The organism is Nonomuraea angiospora (assembly GCF_014873145.1).
Classification (GTDB): Bacteria; Actinomycetota; Actinomycetes; order Streptosporangiales; family Streptosporangiaceae; genus Nonomuraea; species Nonomuraea angiospora.
The window spans coordinates 3,913,586-3,928,023 of sequence record NZ_JADBEK010000001.1 but is presented as its reverse complement, the minus strand read 5'-3'; the positions used below and the strand labels follow the sequence as shown (position 1 = coordinate 3,928,023).

The 14,438-nt window shown below is 73.6% G+C and carries 12 protein-coding genes; 9 read left to right on the top strand and 3 right to left on the bottom strand.

Annotated features, from left to right (window positions below; translation table 11 throughout):
* Window positions 1-10: 10 nt before the first annotated feature.
* Together H4W80_RS17780 and H4W80_RS17775 are read left to right on the top strand one after the other, a co-directional pair.
* Window positions 11-877 (top strand): hypothetical protein, encoded by an 867-nt coding sequence (locus H4W80_RS17780; protein ID WP_192786120.1) that lies wholly within the window; start codon window positions 11-13, stop codon window positions 875-877.
* Window positions 878-984: 107 nt separating this feature from the next.
* Window positions 985-2,454 (top strand): SDR family oxidoreductase, encoded by a 1,470-nt coding sequence (locus tag H4W80_RS17775; RefSeq protein WP_192786119.1) that lies wholly within the window; start codon window positions 985-987, stop codon window positions 2,452-2,454.
* Between the two features lie 27 nt (window positions 2,455-2,481).
* Here the strand turns inward: H4W80_RS17775 and H4W80_RS17770 are convergent, their stop codons facing one another.
* Window positions 2,482-3,069: a helix-turn-helix domain-containing protein gene (locus H4W80_RS17770; RefSeq protein ID WP_192786118.1), complete on the bottom strand. Its 588-nt coding sequence runs from the start codon at window positions 3,067-3,069 to the stop codon at window positions 2,482-2,484.
* Between the two features lie 46 nt (window positions 3,070-3,115).
* On the opposite strand from H4W80_RS17770, the gene H4W80_RS17765 reads away from it, so the two are divergent.
* Window positions 3,116-3,640: a GNAT family N-acetyltransferase gene (locus H4W80_RS17765; RefSeq protein WP_192786117.1), complete on the top strand. Its 525-nt coding sequence runs from the start codon at window positions 3,116-3,118 to the stop codon at window positions 3,638-3,640.
* A 112-nt stretch (window positions 3,641-3,752) separates the two neighbouring features.
* On the opposite strand, the gene H4W80_RS17760 is transcribed toward H4W80_RS17765, so the two are convergent.
* Window positions 3,753-3,911 (bottom strand): hypothetical protein, encoded by a 159-nt coding sequence (locus H4W80_RS17760; RefSeq protein ID WP_192794443.1) that lies wholly within the window; start codon window positions 3,909-3,911, stop codon window positions 3,753-3,755.
* A gap of 85 nt (window positions 3,912-3,996) precedes the next feature.
* On the opposite strand from H4W80_RS17760, the gene H4W80_RS17755 reads away from it, so the two are divergent.
* From H4W80_RS17755 to H4W80_RS17745, 3 genes are all read left to right on the top strand, one after another.
* Window positions 3,997-6,732 carry a glycoside hydrolase family 78 protein gene (locus H4W80_RS17755; RefSeq protein WP_318786918.1) on the top strand — a complete coding sequence of 912 codons (2,736 nt, stop codon included), beginning with the start codon at window positions 3,997-3,999 and terminating at the stop codon, window positions 6,730-6,732.
* Between the two features lie 25 nt (window positions 6,733-6,757).
* Window positions 6,758-7,528, top strand: coding sequence for an SDR family NAD(P)-dependent oxidoreductase (locus H4W80_RS17750; RefSeq protein WP_192786115.1), 771 nt, complete (start codon window positions 6,758-6,760; stop codon window positions 7,526-7,528).
* An 83-nt stretch (window positions 7,529-7,611) separates the two neighbouring features.
* Window positions 7,612-8,385: a hypothetical protein gene (locus H4W80_RS17745; protein ID WP_225963503.1), complete on the top strand. Its 774-nt coding sequence runs from the start codon at window positions 7,612-7,614 to the stop codon at window positions 8,383-8,385.
* Window positions 8,386-8,403: 18 nt separating this feature from the next.
* Here H4W80_RS17745 and H4W80_RS17740 read toward each other — a convergent pair whose 3' ends face one another.
* Window positions 8,404-10,224: a helix-turn-helix domain-containing protein gene (locus H4W80_RS17740; protein WP_192786114.1), complete on the bottom strand. Its 1,821-nt coding sequence runs from the start codon at window positions 10,222-10,224 to the stop codon at window positions 8,404-8,406.
* Between the two features lie 117 nt (window positions 10,225-10,341).
* Between H4W80_RS17740 and H4W80_RS17735 the strand changes: the two genes are divergently transcribed.
* Genes H4W80_RS17735 through H4W80_RS17725 form a run of 3 tightly spaced genes read left to right on the top strand, consistent with a single transcriptional unit; the run spans window position 10,342 to window position 14,423 of the window.
* A complete protein-coding gene (locus H4W80_RS17735; protein WP_192786113.1) occupies window positions 10,342-11,805 on the top strand; it encodes an aldehyde dehydrogenase in 1,464 nt (487 codons plus the stop codon).
* A 33-nt stretch (window positions 11,806-11,838) separates the two neighbouring features.
* The gene (locus H4W80_RS17730; RefSeq protein ID WP_192786112.1) at window positions 11,839-13,233 is read left to right on the top strand and encodes an MFS transporter; all 1,395 of its coding nucleotides are present in this window, start codon (window positions 11,839-11,841) and stop codon (window positions 13,231-13,233) included.
* On the top strand, window positions 13,230-14,423 hold the full coding sequence (locus H4W80_RS17725) for an FAD binding domain-containing protein (protein ID WP_192786111.1): 1,194 nt from the start codon (window positions 13,230-13,232) through the stop codon (window positions 14,421-14,423). Before H4W80_RS17730 ends, H4W80_RS17725 begins: the two co-directional genes overlap by 4 nt.
* Window positions 14,424-14,438 lie beyond the last annotated feature (15 nt).

The window sequence follows — 14,438 nt, the reverse complement described above, 5'->3', positions numbered from 1 at the left end:
TGGAGGTCTCGTGCGAAGAGCGATCGCGTGCCTGTCCCTGATGCTGCTCCTGTCCTCCTGCGGTGGGGGCGGGTCCCCTGGCGCCGCTGAGTTCGACAGGCGTGCCCGGGAGGTGGCGGAGCGCTGGCAGGGGTCGGCCGACGACCGTGCCTGGCGCGACGGGTTCGTCGCGCTGGAGGTGCTGAATCCGCACGGATGGAACCATGTGCGCCAGATCCCGGCCTGGGTGAACAGGAGCTCGCACAACGGCGCTTGGCGGTTGGCCGCCAGGCTGCCCGCCGATTCCCCGGCCCGCGCCGAGGTGCGCTGGCCGGACGGCGAGGTCTCGCAGGTGCCGATCATCACGGCGGAGCGCGCGTACGCGGAGTTCAGCAAACCGGCCGATCTCATCGAGGAGGAGTGCCCGGCCAAGGGATGCCGCCCCCTCCGGGTGACCGGGGCCAGGCTGGGCAGGGTCCCGCTGGAGACCAGCCGCGGCGCGGTCCAGGTGCCCGCCTGGATGTTCACCGTGGAGGGGGTCGAGCAGAAGAAGGTCCACGTGGCGGTCGACCCCTCGGCCGTCACCTCCCGTCCCGAGCGGGCGCGGGGGGACGTCGAGGAGGTGCCGGCGTTCGACCTTGTCGCCGGCAGGCCGCAGGAACTGCTGCTCCGCTACGGGTACGGCGCCTGCGACACCGTTCGGGGGGCACGCGCCTACGAGACCGGACAGCTGGTGGTGGTCGGCGTGGACGAGGAGCACACCGGCTCCGGCAAGCCTTGCCCGGCGATACTCAAGACGGCCACGATCACCGTCACCCTCGCCCGGCCGCTCGGCGACCGCCTCGTGCTCGACTCCGGTACGGGGTTGCCGGTGCTGCGCGGGCTGAACAGGCGCTGAGCGCGACCCGGCGACCGTACGCGCTGACGTGCGGTTATGTCGCAATCTGCTGGGTAGCGCGACCCGAAGGGATTGTCCTGGTGCCCGCTACAGCGGAGGGTGCGGAGATGGCGCGTTGTCTGGTCACCGGGGCGACCGGCTACATCGGCGGCCGGCTGGCCCCCGAACTGCTCGCGGCAGGCCACGAGGTCCGCTGCATGGCACGTTCCCCCGAGAGACTGCGCGACCTGCCGTGGGTGGCGCGGACGTCGGTCGTCAAGGCGGACGCCACCGACCCCGGACAGACCCGGGAGGCCCTGGACGGCATCGACGTGGCCTACTACCTGATCCACACGATGGGCGGGGCCGGGCAGTTCGCCGAGAACGACCGCAGGGCCGCCGAGACGTTCGCGGCGGCGGCCGGGCAGGCGGGGGTGCGTCGCATCGTCTACCTCGGCGGGCTCGTCCCCCGCGAGCGGCTCTCCCCTCATCTGCGGTCCAGGGCGGAGGTGGGAGAGATCTTCCTGCGGGCGGTGGTGCCGGCGGTGGTGCTGCGGGCCGCGGTCGTCATCGGCTCCGGTTCGGCGTCGTTCGAGATGCTGCGCTACCTGACCGAACGGTTGCCGGTCATGACGACGCCTCGCTGGGTGCACACCCGCACGCAGCCCATCGCCGTACGGGACGTGCTGCGTTACCTCACCGCCTGGGCGAGCGTGCCCGACGAGGTCAACCGTGCCTTCGACATAGGCGGCCCGGACGTGCTGACCTACGCCGACATGATGCACGGCTACGCGTCCGTGGCCGGTCTGCCCCACCGCGCGATCATTCCCGTGCGGGTGCTCACCCCGAGGTTGTCGAGCCTTTGGGTGGGCCTGGTCACCCCGGTCCCGTCGGGGATCGCGCGGCCGCTGGTCGAGTCGCTACGCAATGAGGGGATCTGCGGCGAACACGACATCTCCCGCTACGTCCCCGACCCGGAGGACGGGCTGATCGGTTTCCGCGAGGCCGTCTCCCTGGCGCTCAAGAAGATCAAGGAGGCCGACGTCGCCACGCGCTGGTCCTCGGCCTCCGTATCCGGCACCCCGAGCGACCCGCTGCCGACCGATCCCGACTGGGCGGGCGGCAGCCTCTACATCGACTGCCGCAGCCTCCGCGTGGACGCGGACCCGGAGGCGTTGTGGCAGGTCATCGAGGGTATCGGCGGTCACAACGGCTGGTACTCCCTTCCCGTCGCCTGGCACCTGCGCGGCCTGCTGGACAGGCTCTTCGGCGGCGTCGGGCTGCGCCGCGGGCGGCGTGACGCGAACCGGCTGCGGGTGGGCGACGCGCTCGACTTCTGGCGCGTGGAGGAGGTGCTGCCCGGTCGCCTGCTGCGGTTGCGCGCCGAGATGCGGCTGCCGGGCCTGGCCTGGCTGGAACTGAGCGTCTCCCGCTCCGGCGGCGGCACGTTCTACCGGCAGCGGGCGATCTTCCACCCGCACGGCCTGCTCGGTCACCTCTACTGGTGGGCGATCCGCCCCTTCCACGACCTGATCTTCGGGCGCATGCCCGTCAACGTGGCGGCGGCCGCCGCCCGGCGAAAGGCCGTGCCCGCGTAAGATCCGCTCCCGCGCGAACCGGCTGGATCAACCGGAGTTGGTACGTGGTTGGGCCGCGCGGGGACGCATGATCAGGGCGGCCACGTAATAGGTGCAGGGGCTGGAGCCCGCGTTGGCGTAGGCGTGGGTGACGTCGGCGGCGAAGTAGGCCGAGTCGCCCTCCTTCAGCTCGACGGGCGTGTCGGCGATGGTCAGGCGCAGGGTGCCGGATTCGACGACGACGTACTCGTGGGAGCCCGGGGCGTAGGCCGGGAACCGGCCCGCGTCACACTCCGGCGGCAGGGTGGTGCGGATCCATTCGAAGTTCACGCCGGGCATGACCGGCGTGAGGATCGTCCGCCGCCACCCGCCGGGCTCGTCGACGGTGTCCTGGTCGGCGGCGCGGCGCACGATGACCCGGCCTTCGTCCGGCTGGGTGACGACGTCGGCGAGGGGCACGCCGAGGCCGTCCGCGATGCGGGCGAGAACCACGATGGTGGGCGCCTTCTGCCCGCGCTCCACTGACGACAGCATGCTCAGGCTCACGTCGGCCGCTTCGGCCAGCTGCTGAAGGGTCAGGCCCCGGTCGTGCCGCAGCGCCTGGATGTGCCCGCCCAATACCGCCAGATCCAGCATTCCGCTATAATAACAACGAATTTCGCTATAGAGAAATGAGCTTCATGTGACAGTCCCCGAAGCGGTCATCCGCCCCGCCGTCCTCGCGGACCTGGAGGCCGTGGCCGAGATCTACGCGTACTACGTCTCCCACACCGTGATCACCTTTGAGCAGACCCCGCCGACGGTCGCCGAGTGGCGGCTACGGCTCGACGACCTGGCCGGCCGGGGCCTGCCCTTCCTGGTCGCCGACCTCGACGGCGAGGTGGCCGGGTACGCCTACGCCGGTCCATGGCGTCCCAAGCCGGCCTATCGGCACACCGTGGAGGACTCGATCTATCTCGCCCCTGACCGGACCGGGCGAGGGCTGGGCGGCGTGCTGCTCGACGCGTTGCTGCCCCGGTGCGCGCAGGCGGGCATGCGTCAGATGATCGCGGTCATCGCGGACACCGGAAACGCGGCCTCCACCGCTTTGCACAAGCGTTTCGGCTTCGCCCACGCCGGCCGGCTGAACGGCGTCGGATACAAGCACGGCCGCTGGATCGACACCGACCTCATGCAGCGGGCCCTGACCGCGGACCCCAACGGTTGAGCCCGGCTCGGACTGTTTGCGGCGCATGGGGAGTTGACTTGCCGCCCCCGGGAGCTGTGAACGGCCGACGGGTCGCAATGCACGAGGCCGGCGATGCGAGGCGGTGACCCGGTCAGACGGAGGTTCGCTCGATCACCCGCACGCCGTCCAGGGTGAGGGCGAGGTCGGCGGGGGTGGCCGTCCAGGATCCGCAGCCCGCCCCCAGATGACCGCTGTCGATGGAGACGGCCGTCGGGGGCGGGACGGCCAGGCGGGCGGCGGCCGCGAGCACGCGCTTGCGGCGGTTTGACGATCCGGCTCGGCAACGGGGTAAGGTGAGCGTCACTGACACGTGTAAGTCGGGAGGAGAGACCGACGTGATCTCGCTCAGGTTCGAGCACCTGCGGGAGCCGCTGGGCATCGGCACCGCCCGCCCCCGCCTGTCCTGGATCGTCGAGACGGACACGCCGGACTGGCGGCAGACGGCCTACGAGGTGGAGGCCCGTGGCGAGCGCGTGCGGGTCGAGTCCGGCGATTCGGTGCTGGTGCCGTGGCCGTTCGCGGCGCTGGCCAGCCGCGAGCGGGTGGCGGTCCGGGTGCGCGTGCGCGGTCCCGGCGGCTGGTCGCCGTGGAGCCGGGAGACCCCGGTCGAGGCGGGGCTGCTGACGCCGCGCGACTGGTCGGCCCGGTTCGTCAGTCCCGGTGAGGGCTCGCTGCTGCGCGGAGAGTTCCTGGTACGGCCGGGCGTGCGCGGCGCCCGCCTGTACGCCACCGCGCTGGGCGTCTACGAGGCGGAGCTGAACGGCCGGATCGTCGGCGACCACGTGCTGGCGCCCGGCTGGACCGCCTACCGGCACCGGCTGCGCTACCAGACCCACGACGTCACCGATCTCCTGCGCGAGGGCGCCAACTGCCTGGGCGCGACGCTCGGCGACGGCTGGTACCGGGGACGGCTCGGCTTCGAGGGCAAGCGCGCGCACTACGGCGACGCGCTCGCCTGGCTCGCCCAGCTGGAGATCGCCTACGACGACGGCACGACCGAGCGGTTCGGCACCGACGCCTCCTGGCGGGCGGCGTCCGGACCGCTGGTCCGCGCCGACCTGTACGACGGCGAGACCCACGACGCCCGCCTGGAGCCTCCGGGCTGGTCGCTGCCCGGCCACGACGACTCCGGCTGGTCCCCGGTGCGGCTGGTGGAGCGCGACCTGGCCACGCTGGTGGCACAGGAAGGACCGCCGGTGCGCCGTACCGAGACCCTCGAACCCGTCGAGCGGCGCCCCGGCCCGAGCGGCACCACGATCTACGACTTCGGCCAGAACCTGGTCGGCCGCCTGCGGATCACCGCGTCCGGAGCGCCGGGCGAGCGGGTGGTGCTGCGCCACGCCGAGGTCCTGCAGGACGGCGAGCTGTGCGTGGCCCCGCTGCGCACCGCCGAGGCCACGGACACCTACGTCCTGCGCGGCGACGCCGGCGGGGAGACGTGGGAGCCGCGCTTCACCTTCCACGGCTTCCGCTACGCGGAGATCTCCGGCCCGGTCACGGACGCCGTCGCCGTGGTGTGCCATTCCGACCTTGAGCGCACCGGCTGGTTCGACTGCTCCGACCCCCTGGTCGACCGGCTGCACGAGAACGTCCTCTGGTCGATGCGCGGCAACTTCCTCGACGTCCCCACCGACTGCCCGCAGCGCGACGAGCGCCTCGGCTGGACCGGTGACCTGCAGGTCTTCGCGCCCACCGCCGCCTTCCTGTACGACAGCGCCGGACTCCTGTCCTCCTGGCTCGCCGACCTGGCCGCCGAGCAGGGCGAGGACGGATCGGTGCCGCACGTCGTACCCGATGTCACCTCCGCCTCCCACGCGGCCGCCGCGTGGGGCGACGCCGCCGTCATCGTCCCGTGGGTGCTGTACCGCCGCTACGGCGACACCGGCATCCTCGGACGGCAGTTCGCCAGCATGCGCGGCTGGGTCGAGCACGTCACCCGGCTCGCGGGCCCGCGACGGCTCTGGGACAGCGGCTTCCAGTTCGGCGACTGGCTGGATCCGGCGGCCCCCGCCGGCCGGCCCGATCAGGCCCGCACGTACCCCGAGATCGTGGCCACCGCCTATTTCGCCCGCTCGGCCGACCTGCTCGCCCGCACCGCCGCCGTCCTCGGCGAGGACGACGGCCCCTACCGGAGTCTGGCCGACGAGGTGCGCCGGGCGTTCGCCGACGAGTACACCACCGCCTCAGGCCGGCTGCTCAGCGACTCGCCCACCGCCTACGCCCTGGCCCTGGAGTTCGCCCTGCTGCCGGACGAGCGGCGCCGCCGCCGCGCCGCCGCCCGCCTGCTGGAGCTGGTCCGCGCGAACGGCTACAAGATCGCTACCGGGTTCGTCGGCACCCCGCTCGTCTGCGACGCCCTGGCCGAGGCGGGCGAGCCGGAGGCCGCCTACCGGCTGCTGCTGGAGCGCGAGTGCCCGTCGTGGCTGTACCCGCTCACCATGGGCGCGACGACCATCTGGGAACGCTGGGACAGCCTGCTGCCCGACGGCACGGTCAACCCCAGCGGCATGACGTCCTTCAACCACTACGCCTTCGGCGCGGTCGCCGACTGGCTGCACCGTACCGTCGCCGGGCTCGCGCCCGCCGCCCCCGGCTACCGCGAGCTGGCCATCCGGCCCCGGCCCGGCGGCGGCCTCTCCCACGCGCGGGCCCGCCTGCGCACCCCCTACGGCCTGGCCGCCTCCTCCTGGCGGATCGACGGCGGGCAGATCACCGTGGAGGCCGTCGTCCCGCCCAACACCACCGCCCACGTCACGCTGCCCGGAGGGGAGCGGGTCACGGTCGGCTCCGGCACCCACCGCTGGACGGCGCCCCACGCGGCGGCCGGCCCTCCCGCCGCGCCGCTCACCCTGGACAGCACGCTGGCGGAGGTCGCCGACCGGCCCGGCGCGCTGCGGGTCGTCACCGACGCCGTCGTCCGGCGCCTGCCCGAGTTCGCCGAGCACGTGGAGGCCGGTCTCGGCGCCGCCGGCCAGAACCTGACCGTCCGCGAGGCCGTCGCCCTCATCCCCAACGCCGGCGACCTGCCCACCGAGATCGAGTCAGGCTTCGCCCGGCTCCACAACGACTGATCCGCGCCCCTTGGAGGGGAACCTGATGCATCGACTCACCGACCGCCGCGTGCTCGTCACCGGAGCAGCCTCCGGCATCGGCCGGGCCACCGCCCTGCGGCTGCTGTCCGAAGGCGCCCGCGTGGTCGCCGCCGACCTCGACGGGGACGGCCTCAAGGAGACCCTCGCCCTGGCCGCGGCGCAGGGGAGCGCCGGCAGGCTGACCACCCGGGCCCTCGACATCTCCGACGAGGGCTCGGTCGGCGACGTGGTCCCGGCCGCGATCTCCGAGCTGGGCGGGCTGGATGCCCTGGTGAACGCCGCGGCCGTGCTGCGCGGCGCGCACACCCACGACTGTTCCCTGGACCTGTGGAACCGGATCATCGGCGTCAACCTGACCGGCACCTTCCTGATGACCCGCGCCGCCCTGCCCGCCCTGCTGGAGACCGGCAAGGGCGTCGTGGTGAACTTCAGCTCCACCGCCGCCTTCTTCGCCCACCCGTTCATGGCCGCCTACTCCGCCAGCAAGGGCGGCATCGCCTCCTTCACCCACAGCCTCGCCCTGGAGTACAGCAAGCAGGGGCTGCGCGCGGTGAACATCGTGCCCGGCGGCATCAGCAGCGGCATCACCGACAACATCGGCTCGCTCGTCCCCGCCGACACCGACTGGAACCTCTTCCTCAAGCTGACCGCCGCCATCGGCGACGGCCTGCCCGGCCCGGAGAACGTCGCCGGAGTCGTGGCCATGCTCGTCTCCGACGACGGCGCGTTCATCACCGGCACCGAGATCCGCATCGACGGAGGCGCCCACATGTGACGGGTCACCCGGGCTTTACATGATCTTTCGGGGTTCGTTGATTGTGTGGTGGCCGACATTGTCGATCACTTCTGGGAGTGCCCGTGAAGGTGAAGAACGTGCTGGCCGCGGTGACCGTGCTCGCTTTCCTGTCCATGCCCGTACCGGCCGCGGCCGCGGGCGTGGCCCCGCCCGATCCCGCACCCGGCGGGCCGCAGCGCCCCTACGAGCCCGATGCCGAGGGGACGGAGAACATCGACTCGCTGTCGGTGACGGCGACCCGCGGGGCCGGCCGGAGCGTGACGATCGCCTTCGACCGGCGCAGCCGGGCCGCGACGGGGGAGGTCCCGGCCGGGGCGCGCAGGTTCGTGTTCCTGTTCGACCGCTCGGTGAGCTTCCACCCCGAAGCCTTTCCCACCTGCGCGCGCACCGTGATCGAGAAGCTGGGGGCGCAGGCGTGCCCGGCGGGCTCGCGGATCGGCGGCGGGCGCGGCGAGTTCGCGAACGGGCAGTCGCAGGAGGTGCTGGCCTTCAACACGCGGGTGGGGCGGCTGCCCGGGGTGCTGGTGGTGCTGCCCGGATCCGGGGTGATCCTGGAGCAGACGCTGGAACGCGTCTCGGATCCGTACCGCGAGGACTACCGGTGGGCGCTGGACGAGATCCTGCCGCCTACGGCCGTGCCGCCGCAGGACCGTGCCGGCACCACGCGGTTCCAGCTCTCCTTCGGCGCCACCCGGCAGTACCGGGGCCGCACCGTCGGTTTCGCCGAGACCGGCGCCCGGCCGGGGGACGGGCTCGCCTTCGGACTGTGGAGCGAGTTCGTGACCGGCCAGGTCCTCCTGCCCACCGCCCGGACGCCGCTCGCCGCCGCCGGGTAAGGGGCTCCGCCGCCGGTTTCACGCCCGGTCGCGGGCGGCGTCGGCTCCTTCCGCCACGTCGAGCACGATGAGGGCGGCACGGGCGTCGACCACCGCCTGGGAGGAGCGCAGGTCGAGGCCGGTGAGCGCTTCGATGCGGCGCAGGCGCTGGCTCACGGTGTTCGGGTGCAGGGTGAGGGCGCGGGCCGTGAGGTGGCGGTCCATGCCCGAGTCGAGGTAGGTGCGCAGGGTCCGCAGCAGCGCGGCTCCGTGGTCGTGGTCGTACCTGATCAGGGCCCCGAGCGTACGGCCGGCGTACGCGCGCAGCCGCACGGGGTCGCCGAGTTGCAGGAGCAGCCCCGCGACCCCGAGATCGTCGAGGGTGATCGTGCTGCCGCTCCGCCCGGCATGGCCGGCGACGGTGAGCGCGCCGCGTGCCGTGCGGTAGGCGTTCAGGACGTCGCGCTGGGCCGGGTCGGACACGGCGACGGTGGCGTCGTCGACCCCGCGGGCCGAACGCACGCTCCGCCGCAGCGCGTCGCCGGCGGGTCTGCCGGCCGCGGGGCCGGTGGCGGCGACGGGCCACAGGGCGACGATGACGTCGCGGTGCACCGCGACGAGCGGGCGGGGACGCACCCCGGCCGCGAGCGCGACGGCCTCGGCCAGCGCGCGCTGGATCGCGCCCGCCGGAGCCGGGCGCCCGCCCGCGGTCACCTGGGCGACCAGGGTGAGATGGTCCCGGGCCAGGTCGTGGCCGAGCAGACCGGCGCGGTCGCGTACGGAGGGTGACATGGGGTCGGCGCCGGCGAGGAGGTCGGCGAGGAGGTCGCCGCGCAGGTTCTGCTCGACCTCGAGGGCGGTGCGCCGGCGCAGGAGCTCGAGGGAGAGCACGATGGAGGCGTGCTCGAGGGCCCGGCGGTCCAGGGGCGCGAGCGCGCCGGCCCGGCCGGGCACCCAGACCCGGGCGGCCACCTCCCCTTCGAGGACGACGTCGGCGACGACGTGCGGGCCCCGCTCGCGGACGAGCCCGGCCTCCGGGGCGAGCGGACCGGCTCCGGCGTCGAGCAGGTCCTCCGGGGTGGGTGGGCTCTCCGGGGTGGGTGGGCGGCCGGCGTCGAGCAGGCCCTCCGGGGTGGGCGGGTGGCCGGCCTGCGCGAGGAGCTCGCCGCGTATGCCCTGGACCAGCACGGGAGCGCCGAGGAGATCGTGCAGGGCGCCGGCGATGCCCTCGACCCCGCCCGCGCGTACGGCGACGCGCAGCAGGCGTTCGTGGATCTCCTCCGAGCGCATCACGAGGTCGCGCTGGTCGCGCAGATCGTCCAGCACCCGGGCCGAGCTGATGGCGAGGGCCGCGTGCTCGGCGAGCAACTGCAGCCGGTCGACCTCCTCGCGGCCGAACTCGTGCACGGCCGAGCGGTAGCTGTTCAGCGTGCCGATCACGCCGGAGGCGGTGACCAGGGGGACCGACAGCATGGACCGGTAGCCCTGCTCGCGGGCGACCCCGCCCCAGATGAAGTCGGGCTCGCGGGAGATGTCGGCGACCGCGCACGGCCGGCCCGACCGGTACGCCCGGCTGGACGGGGCGCCGCCGGACGCGTCGGCCTCCAGCCGGACCGGCCGGTCGGAGTTGACCCGGGCGACGTACTCCTCGGTGAGCCCGCTCCAGCCGGCGATCACGAGGTTCCGCTCCGCGGGGTCCGGCACGAGCACGCCGCAGAAGTCGAGCCCGAGCAGCTCCCGGGCGGTCGCCGCGACGAGGTCGAGGACGTCCCGCAGCCCCCGGCCCGCGTTGACCGCCGCCGTCAGGGCGCTGACCGCCGCCAGCCAGCTGCGCAGCTCCGTGGCATCTTCGCCGTCCATCCGGCGAATGTACCGCGCCACACTCGATGCCGGAAACAGTGTCATCCCGAACATGGCCGTGGCGACACTTCGCCGTAACACTGAGTTCATCGAAGTCGCACCACCGGAGGTCATGGCATGTCGAACTCCCCCCAGGAACCCAGGGACCGGCCGATCGTCGATCCGGCCACCGGCGCCGTGATCCGTACGGTGCCGGACAGCACCCCCGGCGAGGTCGACGCGGCGGTCCGCCGGGCGCGGGCGGCGTTCCTGGACGGGCCGTGGCCGGCGCTGACCCGGACCCAGCGGGGCCGGCTGCTGCTCCGCGCGGCCGACGTGATCGAGGAGGCCGCGGAGTCGCTGTACCGGCTGGAGACCCGCAACAACGGCCGGCCGGTCACCGAGACGCGCGCCCAGCTCTCCCGGGTCCCCGAGTGGTTCCGCTACAACGCCGGCCTGCTCGCCGCGCAGCGCGACGCGGTGCTGCCGTCCGACGGCCCCTACCTCACCTACCAGCGCAGGGCGCCGCTGGGCGTGTGCGGCGTCATCACGCCCTTCAACCACCCGCTGCTCATCCTGGCGCGCAGCCTCTCCGCCGCCCTGGCCACGGGCAACACGGTCGTGGTGAAGCCGTCCGAGCTGACCCCGCTGTCCACGCTCGAACTGGCCGGCCTCCTGCACAAGGCGGGCCTGCCGGAGGACGTGGTCACCGTCGTGACCGGCGGTCGCGAGGTCGGCGAGCGGCTCACCGGGCACCCGGACATCGCCAAGATCACGTTGACCGGCGGCACCGAGGCCGGGCGCGCCGCCGCCGTGGCGACCGCGGCGCGGTTCGCGCGCGTCACCGCCGAGCTCGGCGGCAAGACGCCGATCGTGGTCTTCGACGACGTCGATCCGGAGGTGGCCGCGGAGGGCGCCGCGTTCGCGGCCTTCGTCGCGGCGGGCCAGTCCTGCGTGGCCGGATCCCGGTTCCTCGTGCAGCGAAGCGCCTATGACCGCTTCGTCGCGGCGCTGGCCCGCCGCGCCGAGGCGATCCGGATCGGCGACCCGTCCGACGCGCGCACGCAGCTCGGCCCGATGGTGAGCGCCGCGCAGCGGGACAAGGTCCTGCGGATGATCGCCGTGGGCGTCGAGGAGGGCGCGCGGCTCGTCGCGGGCGGCGGCGTCCCCGACCTGCCCGAGCCGCTGAGCGGCGGCTTCTTCGTCCGCCCCACCGTCCTGGCCGATGCCTCGAACGACATGCGGGTGGCCCAGGAGGAGATCTTCGGCCCGGTCGCCGTCGTCGTGCCGTTCGAGGACGAGGCCGACGCCGTCGCGAAGGCCAACGACAACCGGTACGGCCTCGGCGCCGGCGTCTGGACCCGCGACCTCGCCCGGGGACACCGCGTCGCGGACCGGATCGCGGCCGGGATGGTCTGGGTCAACGACCACCACCGCCTGGAGCCCTCGCTGCCCTGGGGCGGGATCAAGGAGTCCGGCACCGGCCGCGACGCGGGCGCCGAGTCCTTCGACGACTTCACCTGGATCAAGACCGTCGTGGCCCGCACCGCGCCCGACGACGTCGACTGGTACGGCGCGGACACGCCCGGCCGCCTCAACTGAGCTCCGCACACCCCCCGGCCAAGGAGAACGTCCATGCCGAAAGAAACGTACGAATCGCCGCCCCGCCACTGGCGCGCCGAGATCACCCGCACGCAGTGGCTGGTCCTGGTGGGCACGACGATGGGCTGGGCCCTCGACGGGTTCGCCGGCAGCCTGTACGCGCTGGTCCTGGGCCCGGCGATGACCGAGCTGCTGCCGCACAGCGGCATCGCCCCGGACGCCGCGGGCCTCGGCCTCTACGGCGGCCTCACCGTCGCGCTGTTCCTGTTCGGATGGGGCACGGGCGGCATCCTGTTCGGCATGCTGGCCGACCACTTCGGACGCGTCAAAGTGCTGTCGGCCGGCATCGTGACGTACGCCGTGTTCACCGCGCTGGCCGCGTTCGCCGACACCTGGTGGCAGCTCGGCGTGTTCCGGTTCGTCGCCGGGCTCGGGTCCGGCGTGGAGGCCCCGGTCGGCACCGCGCTGGTCGCCGAGGCCTGGCGCAACCGCTACCGGGCCCGGGCGTGCGGCGTGATGATGTCCGGTTACGCCATGGGATTCTTCATCGCCGCGCTGGCCTACGCCGTCCTCGGCGGGCACGGCTGGCGGCTGATGATGGGCATCGCCGTCGTCCCCGCGCTGCTCGTGTACTTCATCCGCCGGCACGTGCCCGAGCCGCCGGAGATCAGCGGCAGCATCGCCGCGCGCCGGGAGCGCAAGGCCCGCGGCCATCGCACCGCGCAGGACCGGTTCGTGCTGCGACGGCTGCTGACCCGCCCGTTGCTGCGGCACACGCTGATCGGGACGGGGCTGGCCACCGGCGCCCTGATCGCCTTCTGGAGCGTCTCGACCTGGTACCCGCAGGTGATCCGGCAGGCGGCCGCCGCGGCGGACCTGCCCGCCGCCGTCGCCAACGAGCGCGTCGCGGTCGCGTCGATGCTGTTCAACGCGGGCGGCATCCTCGGCTACGCCAGCTGGGGCTTCCTCGCCGACGCGATCGGCCGCCGCAGGTCCTTCGCCGTCAGCTTCGCGATCTCCGGCGCGAGCGTCCTGTTCCTGTTCCCCTTCCCCCACACCCACACCACGTTCCTGCTGGTCCTCCCGGTCGTCGGGTTCGGCCTGTACGGCGCCCTGTCGGGGATCCTGGTCTACGGGCCCGAGCTCTTCCCGCCGAGCGTGCGGGCGACCGGCATGGCCCTCTACAACGGGATCGGGCGCTACATCACCGCGAGCGGCCCGCTGGTCGCCGGCGTCGTCGCCGCCTCCTGGTTCGGCGGCGACCTCGGGCTCGCCACGACCTGCGTCGTCGCCGTCGGGATGCTGGGCTCGCTCGCCCTGTTCGCCGCGCCCGAGACCCGCGGCGCCCCGCTCCCGGACGATCCCGTGCCCGCCTTGCCGAACCATCCCGGCCGCGACGCGGTCGGCGCAGGAGAGGAGACCCGGTGACCTCCCGCTACGAAGGTGCCCGCGCCGCCGTCATCGGCGGCTCCATCGGCGGGCTGACCACCGCCCTGCTGCTGCGCGACCTCGGGTTCTCGGTCGAGGTGTTCGAGCGCACCCCCACCCCGCTGGACGGGCGGGGCGGCGGGATCGTCCTGCAGCCCGACACCGTACGCTGGTTCACCGAGCGCAGCACGCAGAGCCTCGACGCCCTGAGCACCGCGACCGAGTACGTCCAGTACCTCGGCCGCGACAACGGGATCGTGCACCGCGACCGCCGCCGCTGGACCCATACCTCATGGGGCACGTTCTACCGGGGCCTGCTCGCGGACTTCGGCACCGACCACTACCACCTCGGGGAGTTCGCCTGTGGTGTCGCGCAGGAGGCCGAGCGGGCCACCGTCCGGTTCGTCAGCGGCCGGCGGGCCGAGGCCGAGCTGGTCGTCTTCGCCGACGGCATCACCTCGACCGGCCGTCCCCTGCTCGACCCCGGCGCCCGGCTCGAATACTCCGGCTACATCGGCTGGCGGGGCACCGTACCGGAGCACGAGCTGAGCGGCACGACCCGCGCCCTGCTCGGCGACGCCATCTCCTACAGCGTGGTGCCGCACTCGCACATCACGCTCTACCCGATCCCCGGCGAGCGCGGCACCGGCCCGCGGGAGCGGCTGATGAACTACGTCTGGTACCGCAACGTACCGGCCGGCGAGGAGCTCGCGGAGATGCTCATCGACAAGCGCGGCTTCACCGGCACCGTGTCCCTGCACCCGGGCCAGGTCCAGGACCGCTACGTCGAGGACATGCGCGAGGCGGCCTCCCGGCTGCTCGCGCCCGCCGCGGCCGAGGTCGTCGCGGCCACCGAACACCCCTTCATCCAGGTCGTCTCCGACATCCGCTCCACGCGGATGGCCGACGGCAGGGTGGCCCTGATAGGCGACGCGGCCGCGGCGGCCCGCCCGCACGCCGCCGCGGGCACCGCCAAGGCGGCCGCGGACGCCTGGGCGCTCGCCGACGCCCTCGCCGCCGCCGACGGCGACATCCCCGCCGCCCTGCGCAAATGGGAGCCCGGGCAGCTCGAGCTCAGCGCCCGGCTGCTGGAGCGCGTGGTGGCGATGGGGGAACGCTCACAGATCCACAACACCTGGACGCCCGGGGACCCGAGCCTGCGCTTCGGGCTCTACGGCCCCGGCCGCTGACCCCAAACCAGATGA